This window comes from Tabrizicola sp. T74, assembly GCF_057219935.1.
Map to the genome: position 1 here is coordinate 375868 of NZ_JBXVVT010000005.1, position 18783 is coordinate 394650.

At 68.6% G+C, this 18783-nt stretch carries 16 protein-coding genes and 1 tRNA gene; 14 read left to right on the forward strand and 3 right to left on the reverse strand.

All coding sequences use genetic code 11. From position 1 onward, the window contains the following. The first annotated feature begins 124 nt into the window (after nt 1–124). The 14 genes from AC2EAL_RS16735 to AC2EAL_RS16800 all read left to right on the forward strand — a co-directional run bounded on the left by AC2EAL_RS16735 (nt 125) and on the right by AC2EAL_RS16800 (nt 15159). Entirely contained in the window at nt 125–1186 is a 1062-nt protein-coding gene (locus tag AC2EAL_RS16735) for an ABC transporter ATP-binding protein (protein ID WP_484725365.1), read from the forward strand. Beyond that, nucleotides 1183–2523: a sn-glycerol-1-phosphate dehydrogenase gene (locus AC2EAL_RS16740; RefSeq protein ID WP_484725366.1), complete on the forward strand. Its 1341-nt coding sequence runs from the start codon at nt 1183–1185 to the stop codon at nt 2521–2523. The genes AC2EAL_RS16735 and AC2EAL_RS16740 overlap by 4 nt, the downstream gene beginning before the upstream one ends. Then, complete coding sequence (locus tag AC2EAL_RS16745; protein ID WP_484725367.1) at nt 2520–3080, forward strand: SIS domain-containing protein; 561 nt, start codon at nt 2520–2522, stop codon at nt 3078–3080. The genes AC2EAL_RS16740 and AC2EAL_RS16745 overlap by 4 nt, the downstream gene beginning before the upstream one ends. Nucleotides 3081–3083: 3 nt before the next feature. After that, nucleotides 3084–3851: an SDR family NAD(P)-dependent oxidoreductase gene (locus AC2EAL_RS16750; protein WP_484725368.1), complete on the forward strand. Its 768-nt coding sequence runs from the start codon at nt 3084–3086 to the stop codon at nt 3849–3851. Beyond that, nucleotides 3844–4776 (forward strand): HAD-IIA family hydrolase, encoded by a 933-nt coding sequence (locus tag AC2EAL_RS16755; protein ID WP_484725369.1) that lies wholly within the window; start codon nt 3844–3846, stop codon nt 4774–4776. The genes AC2EAL_RS16750 and AC2EAL_RS16755 overlap by 8 nt, the downstream gene beginning before the upstream one ends. A gap of 165 nt (nt 4777–4941) precedes the next feature. Further along, complete coding sequence (locus AC2EAL_RS16760; protein WP_484725370.1) at nt 4942–6297, forward strand: amidase; 1356 nt, start codon at nt 4942–4944, stop codon at nt 6295–6297. Next, nucleotides 6297–7025, forward strand: coding sequence for an aspartate/glutamate racemase family protein (locus AC2EAL_RS16765; protein WP_484725371.1), 729 nt, complete (start codon nt 6297–6299; stop codon nt 7023–7025). Before AC2EAL_RS16760 ends, AC2EAL_RS16765 begins: the two co-directional genes overlap by 1 nt. Then, entirely contained in the window at nt 7022–7750 is a 729-nt protein-coding gene (locus AC2EAL_RS16770) for a maleate cis-trans isomerase family protein (protein WP_484725372.1), read from the forward strand. The genes AC2EAL_RS16765 and AC2EAL_RS16770 overlap by 4 nt, the downstream gene beginning before the upstream one ends. A gap of 337 nt (nt 7751–8087) precedes the next feature. Next, complete coding sequence (locus AC2EAL_RS16775; protein ID WP_484725373.1) at nt 8088–9119, forward strand: ABC transporter substrate-binding protein; 1032 nt, start codon at nt 8088–8090, stop codon at nt 9117–9119. 10 nt (nt 9120–9129) lie between these two features. Then, nucleotides 9130–10020, forward strand: coding sequence for an ABC transporter permease (locus AC2EAL_RS16780; protein WP_484725374.1), 891 nt, complete (start codon nt 9130–9132; stop codon nt 10018–10020). Next, on the forward strand, nt 10020–10802 hold the full coding sequence (locus AC2EAL_RS16785) for an ABC transporter ATP-binding protein (protein ID WP_484725375.1): 783 nt from the start codon (nt 10020–10022) through the stop codon (nt 10800–10802). Before AC2EAL_RS16780 ends, AC2EAL_RS16785 begins: the two co-directional genes overlap by 1 nt. Further along, a complete protein-coding gene (locus AC2EAL_RS16790; protein WP_484725376.1) occupies nt 10799–12340 on the forward strand; it encodes an amidohydrolase family protein in 1542 nt (513 codons plus the stop codon). The genes AC2EAL_RS16785 and AC2EAL_RS16790 overlap by 4 nt, the downstream gene beginning before the upstream one ends. 21 nt (nt 12341–12361) lie before the next feature. Further along, a complete protein-coding gene (locus AC2EAL_RS16795) occupies nt 12362–13852 on the forward strand; it encodes an amidohydrolase family protein (protein WP_484725377.1) in 1491 nt (496 codons plus the stop codon). A gap of 146 nt (nt 13853–13998) precedes the next feature. After that, entirely contained in the window at nt 13999–15159 is a 1161-nt protein-coding gene (locus AC2EAL_RS16800; RefSeq protein ID WP_484725378.1) for a fumarylacetoacetate hydrolase family protein, read from the forward strand. A gap of 87 nt (nt 15160–15246) precedes the next feature. On the opposite strand, the gene AC2EAL_RS16805 is transcribed toward AC2EAL_RS16800, so the two are convergent. From AC2EAL_RS16805 to AC2EAL_RS16815, 3 genes are all read right to left on the reverse strand, one after another. Next, a tRNA-Met gene (locus tag AC2EAL_RS16805) sits at nt 15247–15323 on the reverse strand. Nucleotides 15324–15458: 135 nt separating this feature from the next. Further along, nucleotides 15459–17459 (reverse strand): hydantoinase/oxoprolinase N-terminal domain-containing protein, encoded by a 2001-nt coding sequence (locus AC2EAL_RS16810; protein ID WP_484725379.1) that lies wholly within the window; start codon nt 17457–17459, stop codon nt 15459–15461. 71 nt (nt 17460–17530) lie between these two features. After that, nucleotides 17531–18781 (reverse strand): RNA polymerase factor sigma-54, encoded by a 1251-nt coding sequence (locus AC2EAL_RS16815; protein WP_484725380.1) that lies wholly within the window; start codon nt 18779–18781, stop codon nt 17531–17533. Nucleotides 18782–18783: the final 2 nt, after the last annotated feature.

An 18783-nucleotide genomic window follows, 5' to 3' on the forward strand; every position in this document is an offset into this window, starting at 1 on the left:
GGTTCAGCGTTGCAGAGTTGACTTCCATTTGTAACGCTGCACATATAAATGTATCGAAACCGGGACGAGTCAACCGGAAAATTTACCGTTCTCGCGGCAGGACGGCACAGGAGAAGGGGTCGCCATGGCCGAGGTGAGGCTGTCAGGCGTGAACAAGTTCTACGGCGCGGCACAGGCGCTGCATTCGGTGACGCTGACCATTGCGGACGGCGAGTTTGCGGTCTTCGTCGGCCCGTCGGGCTGTGGCAAGTCCACACTTCTGCGATCCATTGCGGGGCTGGAGGAGATTTCTGGCGGCACGGTCCACATCGGCGACCGCGACGTGACCCGCGCGGCTCCGTCAGACCGTGACGTGGCGATGGTGTTCCAGTCCTATGCTCTGTACCCGCACATGACCGTGCGTGAGAACATGGACTTCGGGATGAAGGTCAACAACTTCCCCGAAGCCGACCGCAAGCGCCGCATTGCCGAGGCTGCGCGCATCCTGCAGCTGGAACCCTACCTTGACCGCAAGCCGAGCCAGCTGTCCGGCGGCCAGCGCCAGCGGGTGGCCATCGGACGCGCCATCGTCAAGGAGCCGAAGGTGTTCCTGTTCGATGAGCCCCTGTCCAACCTCGACGCGAAGCTCCGCGTCCAGATGCGGGTAGAGCTGGAGGCGCTGCACCGCGACCTGAAGGCCACGATGATCTACGTCACCCACGACCAGGTCGAGGCGATGACCATGGCCGACAAGATCGTGGTGCTGAACGCGGGCCGCATCGAACAGGTCGGCGCACCGATGGATCTGTACAACCGCCCCGCCAGCGAATTCGTCGCGGGCTTCATCGGGGCGCCTGCGATGAACTTCCTGCCGGTTGACCTGCGCGAGGGGCAGGTGGTGGTCGAGGGCGTGACTCTGGGGGCGGCCCCCGCGGGGACAGTCAAGCTGGGCATCCGACCCGAGCATCTGGTCTTGCGGCCCGCAGGTCAGGGTCAGCTCTCGGCCACCGTTTCCATCACCGAGACGCTGGGCGGGGACGCCTATCTGTATGTGCGCCTTGCGGGCGGGCAGACGCTGGTTGTCCGGGCCGAGGGCGACACGACGCTGGACCACGGCGCGGTGATCGGGCTGGACGTGCCGCCGCAGCGCCAGCACCACTTTGCGGCGGACGGGCGGACGCTTGCCTCGGGCGGGGTTGCGGCATGAGCGGCGATCTGATCCGTGATGCCGTGGCGCGGTCGGCCAATGTGGCCGAAGTGATGATTGGGCGCGGCGTGTTGGCCGAGGCCGGGGCTTTGTTTGCGCGGCACTTCAAAGGGCCGGCGGTGCTGATGGCGGATGAACGTGGCTGGGGTGCTGCTGGCGCTGGCGTCGAGGCGGCGCTGACCGCTGCAGGCATCTCCGTTCGACGCCATGTCATCCCGGCAAAGCCCCGTCCGAAGCCCACGGTTGATCTGGCGAACAGCCTGCGCGCGGTGTTGCGCCCGGGCGAGACGCCCATCGCCATCGGGTCCGGCGTGATGAACGACGTGGTCAAGCACGCGGCCTTCGGGTTGGGCATCCCCTACATGTGCGTGGCGACGGCGGCCAGCATGGATGGATACACTTCGGCCGGGGCTCCGCTGTCGGACAAGGGGTTCAAGATCACCATTCCCTGCCGTCCGGCGAAGGTGCTGCTGGCCGACCTGGACGTGATCGCCGCCGCTCCGCCCGAGATGACCGGCTGGGGCTATGGCGACCTGGCGGGGAAGGTTCCGGCTGGGGGCGACTGGATGATTGCGGACGCGCTGGGGATCGAGGCCATCGACGCGGTCGCCTGGCCGATGGTGCAGGGGGGACTGGAAGGCTGGCTGTCGCAGCCCGACCGGATCGCGGCGGGCGACCGGGGCGCCGTGGAAGGCCTGTTCCTGGGCCTGACGCTGGTCGGCCTGGCGATGGAAGCGCATGGGTCTTCGCGCCCTGCGTCGGGCGCCGACCACCAGATCGCGCATCTGTGGGAGATGGACGACCTGCACCACGGCGGCGAAAGGGTCAGCCATGGGGCCTGTGTGGCCGTGGGCACCATGACGGCGCTGCGGATGTACGACTGGCTTCTGTCGCGCGACCTGTCCACGCTTGACCCCTCCCGCCGGGCCGCCGAGGCGCCGAGCCTGGCCGCCAAGGAGGCCGAGATCCGCGACCGCTTCGGCCCCGGAGAGATAGCCGAGCGCGCTATCGTCGAGACGCGCGCCAAGCATATCGACGGCGCGGAGCTGCAGGCCCGGCTGACCCGGCTGCGCGGCGTCTGGCCCGACCTGTCCGCCCGCCTGCGCTCCCGCCTGTGGACAGCGGACCGCATGGCGCAGCACCTGGCCCGCGCCGGTGCGCCGGTCGAGGCGGCGGACATCGGCGTCGACACCGCTTACCTCTACCGCACGATCCTGAAAGCCCGCTTCCTGCGCAGCCGCTATACCGTGCTGGACCTGCTGGACGAAGTCGGGCTTCTGGATCAGGCTGCCGTCGCGGCCCTGCCGAAGGCCGCGCAGTCCAGGGTGGGCACATGACGCTTTCCGACCTTGCAACCCGCGCCGCAGCGGAAATCCGCGATGCGGTCGCTGCCATCGAACCCGCTGCGCTGGCGGGGATGGTCACCGAACTCGCGCAGGCCAAGCGCGTCGTCTGCTACGGCGTCGGGCGCGAGGGGCTGATGATGCGGGCGCTGGCGATGCGGCTTTATCATATGGGGCTGGATGCGCATGTGGTGGGCGACATGTCCTGCCCTCCGGTCGGGCCCGGAGACCTGCTGGTGGTCAGCGCGGGGCCGGGAGGGTTCTCGACCGTGGACGGCCTGATCGGCGTCGCGCGCAAGGCCGGTGCGCGGATCGCCTGTGTCACCGCGCAGGCCCAGGGGTCCGCGCCAAGGGCTGCCGACCGGGTGTTCCTGATCCCCGCGCAGACCATGGCCAATGACCAGGGGGCCGCTGCCACCTCGGTCCTGCCAATGGGATCGCTGTTTGAAGGCGCGCAGTACCTTGCGTTCGAGTTGCTGGTCCTCGCCTTGCGCGACCGCCTGGCTGTGGACCCGCAGGCGATGCGCGCCCGCCATACCAACCTGGAGTAGCCGATGGGCTGGCAAGACCGCTTTTCCCTTCAGGGCCGCAAGGCGCTGGTCACCGGGGCCTCCAAGGGGATCGGGGCCGAGATCGCCCGGGTCTTCGCCGAGGCCGGGGCCGATATCGTGGCTTTGGGCCGCGACAAGGCCGACCTCGCCGCCACGGCGGATGCGGTTCGCGCGCAAGGCCGCCGCTGCCTGACGCTGGTGGCCGAGATGGAAAGCCCGACCGAACCCGTCGAAGCCTGCGAAACGGCGCTGAAGGAATGGGGGACGATCGATATCCTGGTGAACTCGGCCGGAATCGCCCATGTCGCCCCCGCCGTCGACTTCACCACCGAGGCCTGGGACCGGATGATGGCCGTCAACCTCCGCGCCCCGTTCCTGACCGCGCGGACCCTGGCCCCGGCGATGATCGCGCAAAGGTGGGGGAAGGTGATCAACATCTCCTCGCAGACCGGGGTGATCGCGCTGGATGACCATGCGGCCTATGCGTCCTCAAAGGGCGGGCTGAATGCGCTCACGAAGTCGCTCTGCGCCGAATGGGCGCGGTTCAACGTGCAGGTCAACGCGATCTGCCCGACAGTGGTGATGACGCCGATGGGGGTCGAAGTCTGGGGGAAGCCGGAAAAGGGAGACCCGTTCCGCAACGCGACCCCAGCGCGCCGGTTTGCCGAGCCGGTGGAGGTGGCCGATGCCGCGCTCTACCTCGCCTCTGACGCCTCGGCCATGGTGAACGGGGCGCTTCTGATGGTGGAAGGCGGGTTCACCAGTGTCTGACGTGTCGCTGGATGCGACGGCGGGCGGGCTGATGTCCGACGCCGTTTCCGCCTTTGCCCGGTACGAGGCGATCCGCCCCCGCCTGCCGCTGGCCCGCTATCCGGCGCGGTCGCTGAACCTGCCGTCGCTGGACGCGGTGGCCGATCATGTCGACGGGTTCCTCCTCGATGCCTTTGGCGTGCTGAATGTGGGCGAAACCGCGATCCCCGGCGCGGTGGCGCGGATGGCCTCGCTTCGGGCGCGGGGCAAGCGGCTGGCGGTCCTGACCAATGCCGCGAGCTATACCCGGGCGCAGCTTTTGGCCAAGTACCACCGGCTGGGGTTCGACTTCACCGCGGAGGAGGTCGTGGCCTCCCGCGATGTAGCCGTGGCGCGGCTGCAGGCCATCGCCCCCGGCGCGACCTGGGCAGCTATTGCGGCGGCGGGGGATAGTTTTGCCGACATCCCGGCCCGGCTGGTCGATGCGGTGGCCGACCCTTCCACCTTCGACACTGCCGACGGTATCCTGTTCCTGTCGACCGCCCGCTGGACCCCCACCCTGCAGGCCCGTCTGGTCGAGGCACTGGCCCGCCGTCCGCGCCCCTTGGTCATCGCAAACCCCGACATCGTCGCCCCCCGCGAAGATGGCCTGACGCTGGAGCCGGGGCTGTTCGGTCATGACCTGCTCGACGCCATCGGCGGCGAGGTCCACTGGTTCGGCAAACCGTTCGGCGATGCCTTTGCCGAAGGCATCGCGCGCACAGGCCTTGCCCCCGACCGCCTGGCAATGGTGGGCGACACATTGCACACCGACGTCCTGGGTGGCGCGGCGGCCGGGTGCCGCAGTGTGCTGGTCACCGACCACGGACTTTTCGCCGGGCGGGATACCGCGCCCTTCATCGCGGCCTCGGGCATCGTGCCGGATTTCATCATCCCCAGCCCCTGAGGCGCGCTACGGCCACGCCGCGTCCTGCCCGTTTTCTGGGCATAGTCGCGCCTGGCGGCTGCAAACGGCGGCATTTACGGGCTGCTGCGGCGGCGGTTTCCTGCAACCGCTTGCGCCCGCGCCGGAAACGCGCGGAGCGTCGCGGCCCGGGATGAGGAGGTGGCATTGAGCGATCCGACGCGCGCAGACCTGCCGGAAACCGCAAGCGGGATTGCTGCCGCGGTGCGTGATGGGCGCGTCAGCCCCGTGGAGGTGGTGCAGCGCAGCCTCGACCGGATCGCACGGCACGAACCCACGCTTAACGCACTGACCTGCGTCGCCCCTAATGCGCTGGAGGCGGCGGAAGCTGTGGCAAGGCGGCTGGCGGCTGGGGAACGGCTGCCGCTCGCCGGCGTGCCGGTGGTGATCAAGGACAACATCTGGGTACAGGGGCTGCCGGCAACGCAGGGGTCACGGCTGTTTGCGGGGTTCATCGCGCCAGAGGATGCCGTCTCGGTCGCGCGGCTGCGGCAGGCGGGGGCGGTGGTCGTCGGCATCGGCACCTGTTCGGAGTTTGCCTGCAAGGGCGTCACCGAAAGCCCGCTTTATGGCCGGACACGGAACCCGGTCGACCCACGCCTGACGCCGGGCGGCTCCTCTGGTGGACCGGCGGCAGCGGTGGCGGCGGGCTACGTGCCGTTGGCGCTGGGGACGGATGCCGGGGGCTCGTCGCGCAGGCCACCGGCGCATGTGGGCGTGGCGGGCTTCAAGCCCTCGCAGGATGCTATCCCTTACGGCCCGGGCTTTGCCGAGCCGGTCTGGGGTATCTCGACGATCTGCCCCATCGCGCGCGGGATAGAAGACATCACGCTGGCCATGACCGTTCTGGCGGGGCTGTCCCCAGCGCCGCAGGCGGGCATGCCAGCGCTGGCCGTGGCGTCCAGCTTCGGCGTTGACCAACCGCTGGACGACGATGTTGCGGCGAACTTCGCGGCCGTTCTCGATCTGCTGCGTGCGGCGGACTTCGCCCTTGTCGATGCCGCCCCCGAATGGCCCAAAGGGGCGGGGCGAGGCGACGTGGCCCCGCTGCAATGGGCGGGCCTTGCCGCGCTGTATGGGGACGCCTTCCGCGCGGACCCGGGGCAGTTCGACCCCGATATCGCCGCGCAGATCGAGCGTGGGTTGGCCCTGTCAGGCGTCGAGGTCGCCGAGGCGCACCAGGCCAGCCACCGCATGGGCGAGACGCTGCGCGCTTTCCTGTCCCGCCACCCCTTCCTGCTGACCCCGACCACGCCCTGCCCGGCCTGGAGCGTAGACCTGATCGCGCCGCCCAGCATCGGGGGCCGCCCCGCTTCGGCACGGGACCATGCCACCTTCACGCCGCAGGCGAACCATGCGGGCATCCCGGCGATCAGCCTGCCCAGTGGCCATACCCGGACCGGCCTGCCGCTGGGCATCCAGATCATGGCCGGGCCCGGACAGGACGCAGCCCTTCTGGGACTGGCCGAGCGGCTGGCCCCGGTGCTGTCGGGGGTATCCTGATGCGGCTTCTCCTGGTGAACCCGAACATGACGCAAGGCATGACCGACCGCATGGCCGCGCTGGCCCGGGCGGCTGCGCCGGGGGCTGAGGTCATCCCGCTGACCGCCCCGCGCGGGTTTCCGTACATCTCCTCGCTGGCCGAGGCGCAGATTGCCGGGGCCATCGCGCTGGAGATGATCGCCGCGGCCGGACCCGCCGACGCGGCCATCATCGCGGCCTTCGGCGACCCGGGCCTTCCGGCAGCGCGTGAGCTGTTCGGCTTCCCGGTCGTTGGCATGGCCGAGGCGTCAATCCTTTCGGCGCTGCAGCTGGGGCAGCGCTTTGCCATCGTCACCTTCACCCCGGCGATGCGCGGCTGGTATCTGGCCAGCGTCGAGGCGTTGGGAGCGGGCCCGCACTGTCTGGGGGTGCGGACGCCGCCCGACCATGCTGCGCAGGTCGGCGATGTGGCCGAGACCCGGCGGACGGTGTTGCGGGACCTGGCGACCGAAGCGGCCCGGGACGGGGCGGATGTGGTGATCCTGGGCGGCGCGCCATTGGCGGGGCTGGCGCAAGACATGGCGGGCGAGGTCCCGGCGATCCTCTTGGACCCGATCACGGCGGCGACGCGGCAGGCTGTGGCTCTGGCGGGGCTTGGGGCCGGGTGGGCGGCGCGGCCGGTGCCGAAACGCTCCACCGGCCTGTCCCCTGCCCTTGCCCGCTTGATTGCCCAAGAGGAAGACCCATGACCCAGCCAGTCCGCATCGGGATGCTGGTGCCGTCGTCCAACACGGTGCTTGAACCCTATACCTCGGCCATGCTGGCCCCGTTCGGCGATGCGGCGAGCGTGCACTACGCCCGCTTCCGCGTGGTAGAAATCTCGCTGTCGGATGCCTCGACCGGGCAATTCGCGCTGGAGCCGATCCTGGAGGCCGCCGACCGGTTGGCCGAGACGCTGCCCCGGCTGATCTGCTGGAACGGCACCTCGGCCTCCTGGCTGGGGCTCGACCGCGACCGGTCGCTGTGCGCGGCGATCACGGAACGGACGGGGGTGGCGGCGACCTCGACCATGCTGGCCTATCAGGCGATCCTGGCGCAGACGGGGGTCCGCAGGCTGGGCCTGGTGACGCCCTACCTGCCAGAGATCCAGGCGAAGATCATCGCCAACTTCGCCGCGCAGGGCATCGATGTGGTGGCGGAGGTGCACCTGTCGGACAAGGGCAACCATTCCTTCGCCGACTACAGCCCCGACCGTGTCGCGGGTCTGGTGCGGCAAGTGGCCCAGGCCAAGCCTGACGCCATCGCCATCATCTGCACCAACTTCCGCGGCGCGCCGCTGGCGGAGGCGCTGGAGGCAGAGCTGGGCCTTCCCGTGCTGGATTCCGTGGCGGTCACGGCGGCCTTCTGCTTGCGGCAGGTGGGGTTGGACCCGGCGCTCGTCACCGGCTGGGGCGGTGTCTTTGCCCGCCTCTGAGACGGTGCCGGATTCGCGACCTGCCCAAATCTTGGCCTTCTGCCCGGTAAACTGACCAGCTTTCTGCCGCAACGCAGCACGGCACGCCCGAAGCCGCAACCTGGCTCAGAAACCGCTGTTAACGAATCGCCCTGCCCCCTTTCCTGAACCTCAGCGCAGGGAGGGTGGCGACACCCTTTTCAACACCCTCTTCTCAAGGTTGGCGTGCCGAACTCGTCACTCGCGACTAAGGTCGACGGTTCTGCTGCTTGTCTGGCGCACCTCGACCCGACCTGTGACGCAACAGAGAGAGGTCGAAATCATGTGCGACAGATGTGGAAATACCCATGCCAAGATCATGGAAGCCTCGCGCCGCGGGTTCCTGAAGACGGGCTTCGGGGCGCTGGCGGCGGTGGCGCTGTCCTCGGGCGCGGTGCAGATCATCGGTGCGACCGGGGCCTTTGCGGCTGACCCGACGACGCTGAAGGCCACTCACGGCTCGGGCCTGTGCAACCTGGGGATCTTCTTGGCCAAGGAGCGGAAGCTTGCAGAAGCCGATGGCGTGAATCTGGAATTCGTCGTGGCCCCGACGACGACCGACGTGGTGACGCTGTTCGGCGCCGGTATCGTCGATGTCTCGGTCATCCCCTATTCGAACTTCCTGACCCTCGTCGACCAAGGCGCGCCGGTGAAGATCGTCGCAGGCGCCGGTGTGCAGGGCTGCGTGCTGGTCGCCGCCGAAGGCATCACCAAGGCCGAAGACCTGAAGGGCAAGTCCATCGGGACCTTCCAGGCCGACACGCTGGAAGTGCTGCCCTATGACTACCTGGTCAAGGCGGGCCTGTCGTTCCAGGATGTCGAGGTCAAGTACTTCAACACCTCGCCGGAACTGGCCGCAGCCTACATCAACGGGGCGATCGACGCGGTCTGCCATATCGAACCCTATGCGACGCAGTGCCTGACGGAACGGGCTGGCTCGTCGATCCTGACCGACGGCATCGACCTCTACGGCGCGAACTATTCCGACTGCGTGCTTGCCGCCGGGACGCCGCTGATCGAGTCGAACCCCGATGCAGTGAAGGCGCTGATCAAGGCGATGATGACCGCGCAAAGCCAGGCTGAGGCCGATGTCGCGGCCGCGCTGAACCAGACTGTCGGCACCTACTACAAGACCGACATCGAGGCCCTGACGCTGGCCCAGTCCCGCCAGCCGATCATGATCGACCAGCGGCTGAACACGGCCTTCTTCAAGGACCGTTCGGCGTCGATGCAGGCGATGGGCTACGTGAAGAACCTGATGCCGGACGAGGCGGTGGACTGGACCCTGCTGGAAGCCGTGATCGCCGAGAACGCCGACCTTTTCGCCGGACTGAAGCTGAAGTCGGCGTAAGGGGGACCAGATGAGCGACAACAGCCTGCCCGCCAGCGCCAGCCTGCGCCGGAAATCACCGGGGGTCGCCCGCTGGCTGCCCCTGGCCAAGTCCATCGGCTGGGCCAGCCTGTCCATCGGGCTGTTCGTCGCCTTCTGGGAGCTTGCCTGGTGGCGGGGCTGGGCGAACCCGCTACTCTTGCCGCCACCGCACATCTTCCTCGCAAATCTGACCGAGCAGTTCCGCTTCTTCGATCCGAACGGCGAACGCATCGGCGCGCTGTCGACGGGGGGGTCGTTCCTGTCGGTCCTGGGGGTCATCGGCTGGTCGTCCTTGCGGGTCTTCCTGGGGCTGCTGATCGGCTTCGTCGCCTCGGTCATCGTCGGCGTGGCGATCCGCTACTTCGGCATCTTCGGCAAGCTGACCCTGCCGTTGATCACCATGCTTGCGCCGATCTCTCCCGTCGCCTGGCTGCCGGTGGCGATCTTCGTCTTCGGCATCGGCAACCCGCCGGCGATCTTCCTTGTCTTCATCTCGATCTTCTTCGTGATGGTCCTTGCGACGCTCGCGCAGATCGACGCCGTCCCGCGCCACTACATCCAGCTGGCCCGCGTCATGGGGGCGTCGAAGCGGCAGATCTTCCTGCGGGTGATCCTGCCTGCGATCCTGCCGGGGCTGTTCGTCACGCTGCGGATGAACCTCTTCGGCGCCTGGATGGTCGTCCTGATCGCCGAGGCGGTGGGTGTTGGATCGGGTCTCGGTCAGGTCACCATGATGGCCCGCAACACCTTCAACGCGAGCCTTGTCTTCTTCACCATGACGCTGATCGGCCTCACGGGTTTCCTCTTCGACCAGGCCCTGCGCCTGATCCAGCGGAAGGTGTTGTGGTGGATCCAGCCGTCCAACATCGGGGCGCTGTGATGCTGGGACTGTCGATCACCAATGTCTCCAAGGTCTGGAACCCCGATGGGCCCGACCCGGTGCCCGCCGTCACCAACCTGACGCTGGACGTGAAACCGGGCGAGTTCGTCGTCCTCCTTGGCCCCTCGGGCTGCGGGAAAAGCTCGCTTCTCTACATCGTCGCGGGGCTGGAGGATGCGACCTCTGGCACGGTGACCTTCGACGGGCTGCCGGTCAAGGAACCCTCGCCCGAACGCAGCCTGATCTTTCAGGAGGCAGCGCTGTTCCCCTGGCTCTCAGTGCGCGACAACTTGGGCTTCGGCCTGTCGATCAAGGGCGGTCAGCCTGGGGCGCGGGCGGAAAAGGTCGACAAGCTTCTGCGCATGGTCGGCCTGGGCGGCGCAGGGGACAAGCGACCGGATGAGCTTTCGGGCGGCATGCGACAGCGGGCGGCACTGGCGCGGGCCCTGGCGATGGACCCGAAGGTCCTGCTGATGGACGAACCCTTCGCCGCGCTCGACATCCAGACCCGCGCCCGGATGCAGGACCACCTGCTGGCGATCTGGCGGGCGTCGGGCGCCTCGGTGCTGCTGGTCACCCACTCCATCGACGAGGCGCTGGCGCTTGCCGACCGCATCGTCGTCTTCACCGCCCGCCCCGGCCAGATCAAGGCCGAGATCGCCATCGACGCCCCCCGCCCGCGCGACTTGCGGGGGCCGGAAATGATCGACCTCGCCCGCCGCTGCGAGGCGCTGTTGGCGGAAGAGGTGACCAAGGCTTTTCAGGAACAGGAACTGCTATGACCGTCGAACTTGCCTCGGCCCGCTGGATCGTCACCGGCGCGAAGTCTGTCACCGAGCCGGACATCATTGAAGACGCCGCGCTGGCGCATGAAGATGGTGTCGTGCTGGCCGTAGGCTCCGCCGCCACGATCCGCGCGGCCTATCCGGGCGCGAAGGAGGTCCGCTACGGGAACCACCTGATGATGCCGGGGCTGGTGAATAGCCATCACCACCTTGGCATCACCCCCCTGCAGCACGGCGCGCCGGACTTTGCGCTGGAACTGTGGTTCGCCGCCCGGCTGACGATGCGCGACATCGACCCCCGGCTCGACACGCTCTATTCCGCCTTCGAGATGATCTCGACCGGGGTGACCACCGTCCAGCACATCCAGGGCTGGGCGCCGGGGACTTACGAGGAGGTCTTCGCCTCTGCCTCGGGCGTCCTAGAGGGCTACCGTGCGGTCGGGATGCGCGTGTCCTACTGCTATGCAGTGCGCGAGCAGAACCGGTTCGTCTACGAGGCCGATGAGGATTTCGTCGCCCGTCTGCCGCCGCATCTGGCCGGGCCGATGGCGGAAAACTTCGCGCGGCAGAAGATGGCGTTCCCGGACTACATGTCCCTGTTCGACGCGCTGACGGCTGCCAACACCAACCCCCGCGCCCGTATCCAGCTGGCCCCAGCCAACCTGCACTGGATGACGGACGACGGTCTCCTTGCCATGAAGGAACGGTCGGACGCCGGCGGCATCCCGATGCACATGCACCTCTTGGAGACCGCCTACCAAAAGGAATACGCCCGCCGCCGCACCGGGACCACGGCGGTCAAGCACTTGGAAAAGCTGGGGCTTCTGGGGCCGAAGCTGACCCTTGGCCACGGCGTCTGGATGACCGAGGAAGATATCGAAATCTGCGCGGGCACCGGCACCTGCGTCTGCCACAACTGTTCCTCGAACTTCCGGCTGCGGTCCGGCGTCCTGCCGCTGATGGAGCTGCAGAAACGCGGGATCACCGTGGGCATGGGCATCGACGAGGCCGGGATCAACGAAGACCGCGACATGCTGCAGGAAATGCGGATGGCGCTGACCGTCCACCGCATCCCAGGCATGGACCACTCCGCCGTGCCGACGCCGACACAGGTCCTGCGCATGGCCTCGGAGCACGGCGCGCTGACCACCGCCTTCGGGGCCGAGATCGGGCGGCTTGACCCGGGCCGCCGCTTCGATGCCGTGGTGCTGGACTATGGCAGCGCGACCTACCCCTACCAGGACCCCGACATCCCGCCCTTGGACACCATGATCGCCCGGGCCAAGGCCAAGGACGTGCATGCGGTCATGGTCGACGGCGAAGTCATCTTCCGCGACGGCACCTTCACCCGGATCGACCACAAGGCCGTGCTGGCCGAGATTGCCGAAGTCTTCGCCAAGCCCCGCAGCGACAGCGAGGCAAAACGGCGCTGGCTTCGGCACGAGATCTTCCCGGAGGTCGAGAAATTCTACGCGGGCTACCTGCAGGCCGAGCCGAAACGGGACCCGTTCTACCACGCTTCGTCCCGCAGCTGACGCGGGATCAGGGAGGAAGCCTTGGACTGTCTGTTCACCAACGTCCGCCTGCTGGATCAGGCGGCGCCCGAAGGGCTTGGCCCGGCAACCTGCCTGCGCGTCAAGGCGGGGCGCATCGCAGAGATCGGCCCCCTGACCCCCGCACCGGGCGAGAAAGTGATCGACGGAAAGGGCGACCTTCTGATGCCGGGCCTTGTGAACGGCCACTTCCACTCCTCGGTCAACCACATGAAGGGCCGCCTGCCGGGGATGCCGCTGGAAATCTTCATGCTTTACGAATGCCCGGAGCTGGAGGTCCTCCGCCCCACCCCGCGCGAGGCTTACCTGCGCACGATGCTCGGCTGCATCGAGATGCTGGAGGGCGGCACGACCGCCGTGCAGGACGACTGCTTTTTCGTCCCCGAACCCGAACCCGATGTCATCGACGCAGTGATGCAGGCCTATGTTGACAGCGGCATTCGCGCGCGGCTGGCGATCGACCAGCCCGTCGTGCCGGAACTGGACAAGCTGCCCTACCTTGCCGACCTTGTCCCCCCCGCGCTCAAGGCCGAACTGTCCCAGCCGCCGAAGGTCGGTCACGCCGAGATGCGCGCCCTGAACCGCCACCTCATGCAACGCTGGCACGGCGCGGCGGATGGGCGCGTGCAGGCCGCCGTCTCGATTTCCGCCCCGCAGCGGGTGACACCGGATTACTTCGCCGAGCTTGACGAGATCAGCCGAGCCCATGACCTCCCGTTCTACGCCCACATGCTGGAGACCCGCCTGCAGCGGGTCTTCGGGCAGGAGCGTCTGGGGGACCGGTCCCTGGTGCGCTACACCGCCGACCTCGGTCTTCTGTCCGACCGGATGAACATCATCCACGCGATCTGGATCGACGAGGCCGACATGGATCTCATCGCCGCATCGGGCGCGAGCGTTGCGCACAACCCGATCAGCAACCTGCGGCTCGGGTCCGGGATCATGCCGTTCCGTGCGCTACGCGACCGGGGGGTGAACCTCTGCCTCGGGGTGGACGAGGCGATTGCCGATGACGCGGTGAACATGTGGCTGGTGATGAAGACCGCCGGGATGATCCATTCGCTGACCGACCCCGACTGGCTGCGCTGGCCGCAGGCCGAGGAGGTGCTGCAGGCCGCGACGGAAGGCGGTGGCAAGGCGATGCGGGTGCCGGGCCTGGGCCAGCTCTCCCCCAGTGCCCCGGCAGACCTGATCCTGGTCGACCTCTCGGCCCTTGCCTACCTGCCCCTGAACCACGCCCCCCGGCAGTTGGTGCATTGCGAAACCGGAGCCTCCGTCCGCCTGACTATGGTTGCGGGCGAGATCGTCGCGGAAGCCGGTCGCGTCACCCGTCTGGACCGTGCGGCCCTGCTGGCCGAGGCTGCCGAGACCCTGGGTCGCAAGCGACAGGCCGTCGAACGGGCCGCACGCCTGATGGACGACCGTCTGCCGCATTACCGCGAGATGTACCTGCGCGCCATGGCCGCCCCCGTGCCGATGGCACGCCGGGTCTAGATGTCTTCTGCGGTCAGCGACCACCAGGCGCGCGCGGGTACCGTTTGCCGATCACTCACGACAGATCAGCTATGGAATCGTGATCGCAGTCATGCTTCTGATCTAGGGGCGCGGCTCTGCGCGAAACCGGACAACAGGGACCCCCGATGCCACTCCACCTTTCCGCCACCGACATCCTGCCCGATGACCCCGCTGCCCTGCTGGTGGGGCGGGTCTGGTCGGATGCGGCGGGCGGGCCCTGCCCCGTGCTCTGCCGGCAAGGCGAGCTGTACGATCTGACCGCACTGTCCCCGACCATGTCGGGCCTGCTGGAACGCGACGGTCTGGTGGACCTGCTGTCCGCCGACGTCCCGCACCTTGGCCCGCTGGATGCCTTCCTGGACCTCGGCGACGGCACTGGGCGTCAGGGGCGGCTGCTGGCGCCCTGCGACTTGCAGGCGATCAAGGCGGCGGGGGTGACCTTTGCCGGGTCGATGATCGAACGGGTGATCGAGGAACGTGCTAAGGGCGACCCCGCGCGGGCGGAGGCGATCCGGGCCGAGCTTGCGGACATCCTGGGCGGGTCCTTGCGCGGGGTGAAGCCCGGGTCGGTCGCGGCGGCGGCGGTGAAGGCCAAGCTGCAGGCGGCGGGCATGTGGTCGCAGTATCTTGAGGTCGGCATCGGCCCCGACGCAGAGGTCTTTACCAAGGCCCCGCCGATGGCTGCCGTCGGTTGTGGCGCAGAAATCGGCGTGCATGCGAAATCGGCCTGGAACAATCCGGAGCCGGAAGTGGTGCTGGCGGTGAACAGCCAGGGCACCATTGTCGGCGCGACGCTGGGCAATGACGTGAACCTGCGCGATGTCGAGGGTCGCTCGGCGCTTCTTCTCGGCAAGGCCAAGGACAATAACGCCTCGGCCGCCATCGGCCCGTTCATCCGGCTGTTCGACGGGCGCTTCGACCTGGCCACGGTCAAGGCGCTGCGGGTCGGGCTGGAAATCAGGGGCGAGGACGGGTTCCTGTTGCAGGACCATTCCGACATGGGCCAGATCTCGCGCCCGCCCGAGGACATCGCCGCCCAGACCCTGAACCGCAGCCACCAGTACCCGGATGGCTTCGTGCTGTTCCTGGGCACGATGTTCGCCCCCACCAAGGACCGCGACGCGGCCGGTCAGGGCTTTACGCATCACACCGGCGACCGGGTGACGATCTCCTCGGGCCCGCTCGGCAGGCTGGTGAACACCGTCAAGCCCTGCGACGCAATCGCCCCCTGGACCTTCGGCACCCGCGCGCTGATCGAGAACCTGGCCCGCCGCGGCGTACTGTGACGCGCCACATGGTAAGCGGACGCTGCCCTGCATCCCTCTGATGCCGCCGGTGTTCCGGACCGGCACGGACCTGCCTGAAGAAGGAAGTGGTGGCGAGGGAGGGACTCGAACCCTCGACCTCGCGATTATGAGTCGCGCGCTCTAACCAGCTGAGCTACCTAGCCACTGGGCGGCGGATTAAGGGCGTGTGCCTCAGAGGTCAAGGGTGAATCCGCTGCGGGAGACCTCCTCGGTCGACTTCGTCCCCTCGTCGGAGGCCGAGCGTGCGACGAGAAGCCGAAGGCGAACGAGGAGCCACGCTAATGCGCGACACGGGGCCGACCCGAGGCCGTGGCGGTCACCCTGGCCTCGATGAACATGGTGCGGCCCTCGATCTCGACCTCTTTCACCTCGCGGTCGACGGTCACGCGCAGGTCCACCGCCCCAGCCGCCTTCGCGCGGGTTGAAGCTTCGGCCACCAGAGCCGCCTCCAGCGCCGCAAGGGCGGCATCGGCGCTGGCGAAGACCTGTAGCCCACCCGCCAGATGCGCCACGAACCGTCCCTCAGCGGGGGAGGACACCGTCCCCGTCACCCGCTGGCTGACCTGTCCTGCCACCGCGCCGATGGCGTTCGCCACCCCTGCGTGTTCGGGCAGGATCATCGGGCAATGCAGCCGCTCTCCCACCGCGCCGTAATAGGACGGCGCCGAGGCGCCAAGCCCGATCACCGGCACCCCCAGCTTGACCGCGACCTTCACCACACCGCGATGCTGATGAAGGCCCTGCGTGGTCAGCTTGTGCCTTGCCAGCGCCTGCGGGTCCTCGCCCGCAAAGCCCGCGTCTTCGCCAAAGGCTGCCTCCAAGAGGCAATCGACCGTCTGCTGGGTCAGCTGATCCACCACAGCTTGCGCAAAGACCTCCGGCCCCGTGGCGAACCGTTCGCCCGCCCCGGTCCGCCGCTTGGCGATCAGCCGCAACGCCTTTTCCGCCGCGGCACCGTCCCAGCTGTCCAGCCGCCCCAGCACATGCGCCGCGTCCGAGGGCGTGACGCCCGAAATCATCACCAGCCCCCGCGCCACCAGCCGCTCCAAAGCGGCCACTTCCAGCCGGGAAGTCAGAGCATTGGCCATCGGCATCGGTTGGGTGATCCGGTCCAGCACCGCGATGTCCCGCGCGTTCAGGCCACCGCGCTGGCCGGTCATCGGCACAACAAAGCGCCCGTCCATCTCGCCCACGGCCTCACTGGACAGCCAGCGGTCCAGCGCGGCATGCACCATCGGGCCGTGGTCGACGGCCAGCAGCGAGACCGGCATCAGCCGCCGGGGACCAAGGCGGAGGCCGCCCTTCAGCCCCTCGGTCACCAGATGCACTTCGCTGTCGCCGCCAAGGCCGGTGGTGCGCATCGCCACGGCCTCGACCATGGTGCGGATGCCGCCAACGCGGGCGCCTTGCGGGTCGATCTCGGGCAGGCCGTCCCGCAGCAACGCCACATCCGTCGTCGTCCCGCCGATGTCGCTGACCAAGGCATCCGAGGCCCCCGTCAGCCAGCGCGCGCCGACGATGGACGCGGCGGGGCCGGAGAGGATGGTCTCGATCGGGCGTTCGCGGACCATGGCTGCGGAAATCAGCGCCCCGTCGCCGCGCACGACCATCAGGGGCGCGTCGATGCCCACGGCGGCGAGGTGGCGTTCGCAGGCGGCGACGAGGCGGTCAATCATGCCGATCAGGCGGGCGTTCAGGACCGCGGTCAGGGCGCGCTTCGGGCCGTTGAGGTTGGCCGACAGCTCGTGGCTGCAGGTCACCGGGCGGCCCGTCACCCGGCGGATCAGGTCGCGGGCGGCCACTTCGTGCGCGGGGTTCCTCGTGGCGAACTGGGCGGCGACGGCGAAGCCCGAGACCTCCTCGCCAAGCGCGCGGACCTGCGCCTCCAGCGCGGGAAGGTCGAGGGGCGCGACCTCGGTCCCGGCATGGGTGTGGCCGCCGGGCAGGCGCACCACGGGGTCGCCCTTCAGGGCCTCGGTCAGCCCGCTGCGGCCCAGGTCGGCCTCGTCGAACCCGATGAAGACCAGCGCCACGCGGGCGCCCTGCCCTTCGACCAGTGCGTTGGTGGCAAGCGTGGTAGAGAGGGAGACCAGCGCCACGTCCGACGCTTGGACCCCCGCCGCCGCGATGGCCGCATCGACCGCCTGTCCGATCCCCACGGCCAGGTCGTGGCGGCTGGTCAGCGCCTTGGCCTTGCCAAGGACGGCATTCGCCGCCTCGTCCAGGATCACCGCATCGGTGTAGGTGCCCCCAGTATCGACACCCAGAAAGATCGCCATTTTTGCCGCTGTCCCCGTCGTTTCCTGCCAGCTAGTGCAGGATCAGGCCGCTGTCAGCCCCGGAAGCGACATCAATGCCGCCGCCGGCGCCGATGCGCGGGGGGCAGGTTCAGCATGCTGCGGTACTTGGCAACCGTGCGCCGGGCGATAGGCGGGTCGCCGTCGTCGGCCAGCGCGGCGGCCAAAGCGTCGTCGGACAGGGGGTGGTCGGGGTCTTCCCCGGCGACAAGCCGGGCCAATCTGTCCCGCAGGGCGCCCGCCGCAAGGCCGCCCTCACGCGGGGCCTTGGTGAAGAGCGACCGCAGCCACCAGGTGCCGCGCGGCGTGTCGACCGCCGTGCCTGCGACGACCCGGCTGATCGTGCTTTCATGCAGCCCGAGGGACTGGGCAACCTCGGCCATGGTCATTGGAACCAGTGCGCCAAACCCTGCCTCCAGCGCCGCGCTTTGCCGTGCCAGGACGTCCTGCCCTACCGACAGAAGCGTCGCGTTCCGCCCCTCGATCATCTTGATCAGCGCCCGCGCCTCGGCCCGGCCCTTGCCGCGACCCTCGGCAACCGAGACGGACGGCAGGGCCGACCGGTTCAGCGACACGATCCAGCCCGCAGCGCCCTTCTCGGCGATCAGGTCGGGTTCGCGGACCGGGGCGGCAAAGGCCTCGAAACCGCTGCCTGGCTTGGGGTCATAGCTACGAAGCCGCCCGAAGGCCTGGCGCAGGTCGGCCAGTTCCAGCCCCGCCTCGCGGGCGATGCGCTCGATCTCGCCCTTGGCCAGAAGATCCAGCCGGTCCAAGAGCACCCGCATCGGCTTGTCCAGCTCGCCCGCCTCTTCCGCCTGGAGCCGCAGACATTCGGCCAGGTTGCGGGCGAAAAGGCCGGTGGGTTCGGCCCGGACCTGCAGCCGGATCAGCACGCTTTCCACTGCAGAGGTGCTGACCCCCAGCTGCCCCGCGATGGCCGGCAGCGACCGCCCGATCCAGCCGGACGGCTCCAGCGCTTCGGCCAGGGCCATGGCGATGCGGGTCTCGACCGGGTTCAGGCGCAGGGCCTCGATCAGCCCCAGGACATGGGCGACAAGGCTGGGACCGGCGGCCTCCTGCTCGGGCCGTTCGGCGTCCGAGGCGAAGGCGGATTTCCAGCGCGGGATCCAGTCCTGCACCTGGGGCCGCGTCAGGATGATCTGCGGGTTTTCCGCTGCCTGCTCTTCCAGATAGCGCGACAGGCCCGCGGCATCGGCCCGCAGGATGCGGATCGAGGTCGCAAGCCCCGTCGTCAGCGCCATGCGCTGGGTCTGGTGGACGGAAATGCGGTTGCGGGACTTCATGG

Coding starts and splice junctions, on each gene's coding strand:
- AC2EAL_RS16735 (WP_484725365.1), top strand. CDS start 125: ATGGCCGAGGTGAGGCTGTCAGGCGTGAACAAGTTCTACGGCGCGGCA.
- AC2EAL_RS16740 (WP_484725366.1), top strand. CDS start 1,183: ATGAGCGGCGATCTGATCCGTGATGCCGTGGCGCGGTCGGCCAATGTG.
- AC2EAL_RS16745 (WP_484725367.1), top strand. CDS start 2,520: ATGACGCTTTCCGACCTTGCAACCCGCGCCGCAGCGGAAATCCGCGAT.
- AC2EAL_RS16750 (WP_484725368.1), top strand. CDS start 3,084: ATGGGCTGGCAAGACCGCTTTTCCCTTCAGGGCCGCAAGGCGCTGGTC.
- AC2EAL_RS16765 (WP_484725371.1), top strand. CDS start 6,297: ATGCGGCTTCTCCTGGTGAACCCGAACATGACGCAAGGCATGACCGAC.
- AC2EAL_RS16770 (WP_484725372.1), top strand. CDS start 7,022: ATGACCCAGCCAGTCCGCATCGGGATGCTGGTGCCGTCGTCCAACACG.
- AC2EAL_RS16775 (WP_484725373.1), top strand. CDS start 8,088: ATGGAAGCCTCGCGCCGCGGGTTCCTGAAGACGGGCTTCGGGGCGCTG.
- AC2EAL_RS16780 (WP_484725374.1), top strand. CDS start 9,130: ATGAGCGACAACAGCCTGCCCGCCAGCGCCAGCCTGCGCCGGAAATCA.
- AC2EAL_RS16785 (WP_484725375.1), top strand. CDS start 10,020: ATGCTGGGACTGTCGATCACCAATGTCTCCAAGGTCTGGAACCCCGAT.
- AC2EAL_RS16790 (WP_484725376.1), top strand. CDS start 10,799: ATGACCGTCGAACTTGCCTCGGCCCGCTGGATCGTCACCGGCGCGAAG.
- AC2EAL_RS16800 (WP_484725378.1), top strand. CDS start 13,999: ATGCCACTCCACCTTTCCGCCACCGACATCCTGCCCGATGACCCCGCT.
- AC2EAL_RS16810 (WP_484725379.1), bottom strand. CDS start 17,459: ATGGCGATCTTTCTGGGTGTCGATACTGGGGGCACCTACACCGATGCG.
- AC2EAL_RS16815 (WP_484725380.1), bottom strand. CDS start 18,781: ATGAAGTCCCGCAACCGCATTTCCGTCCACCAGACCCAGCGCATGGCG.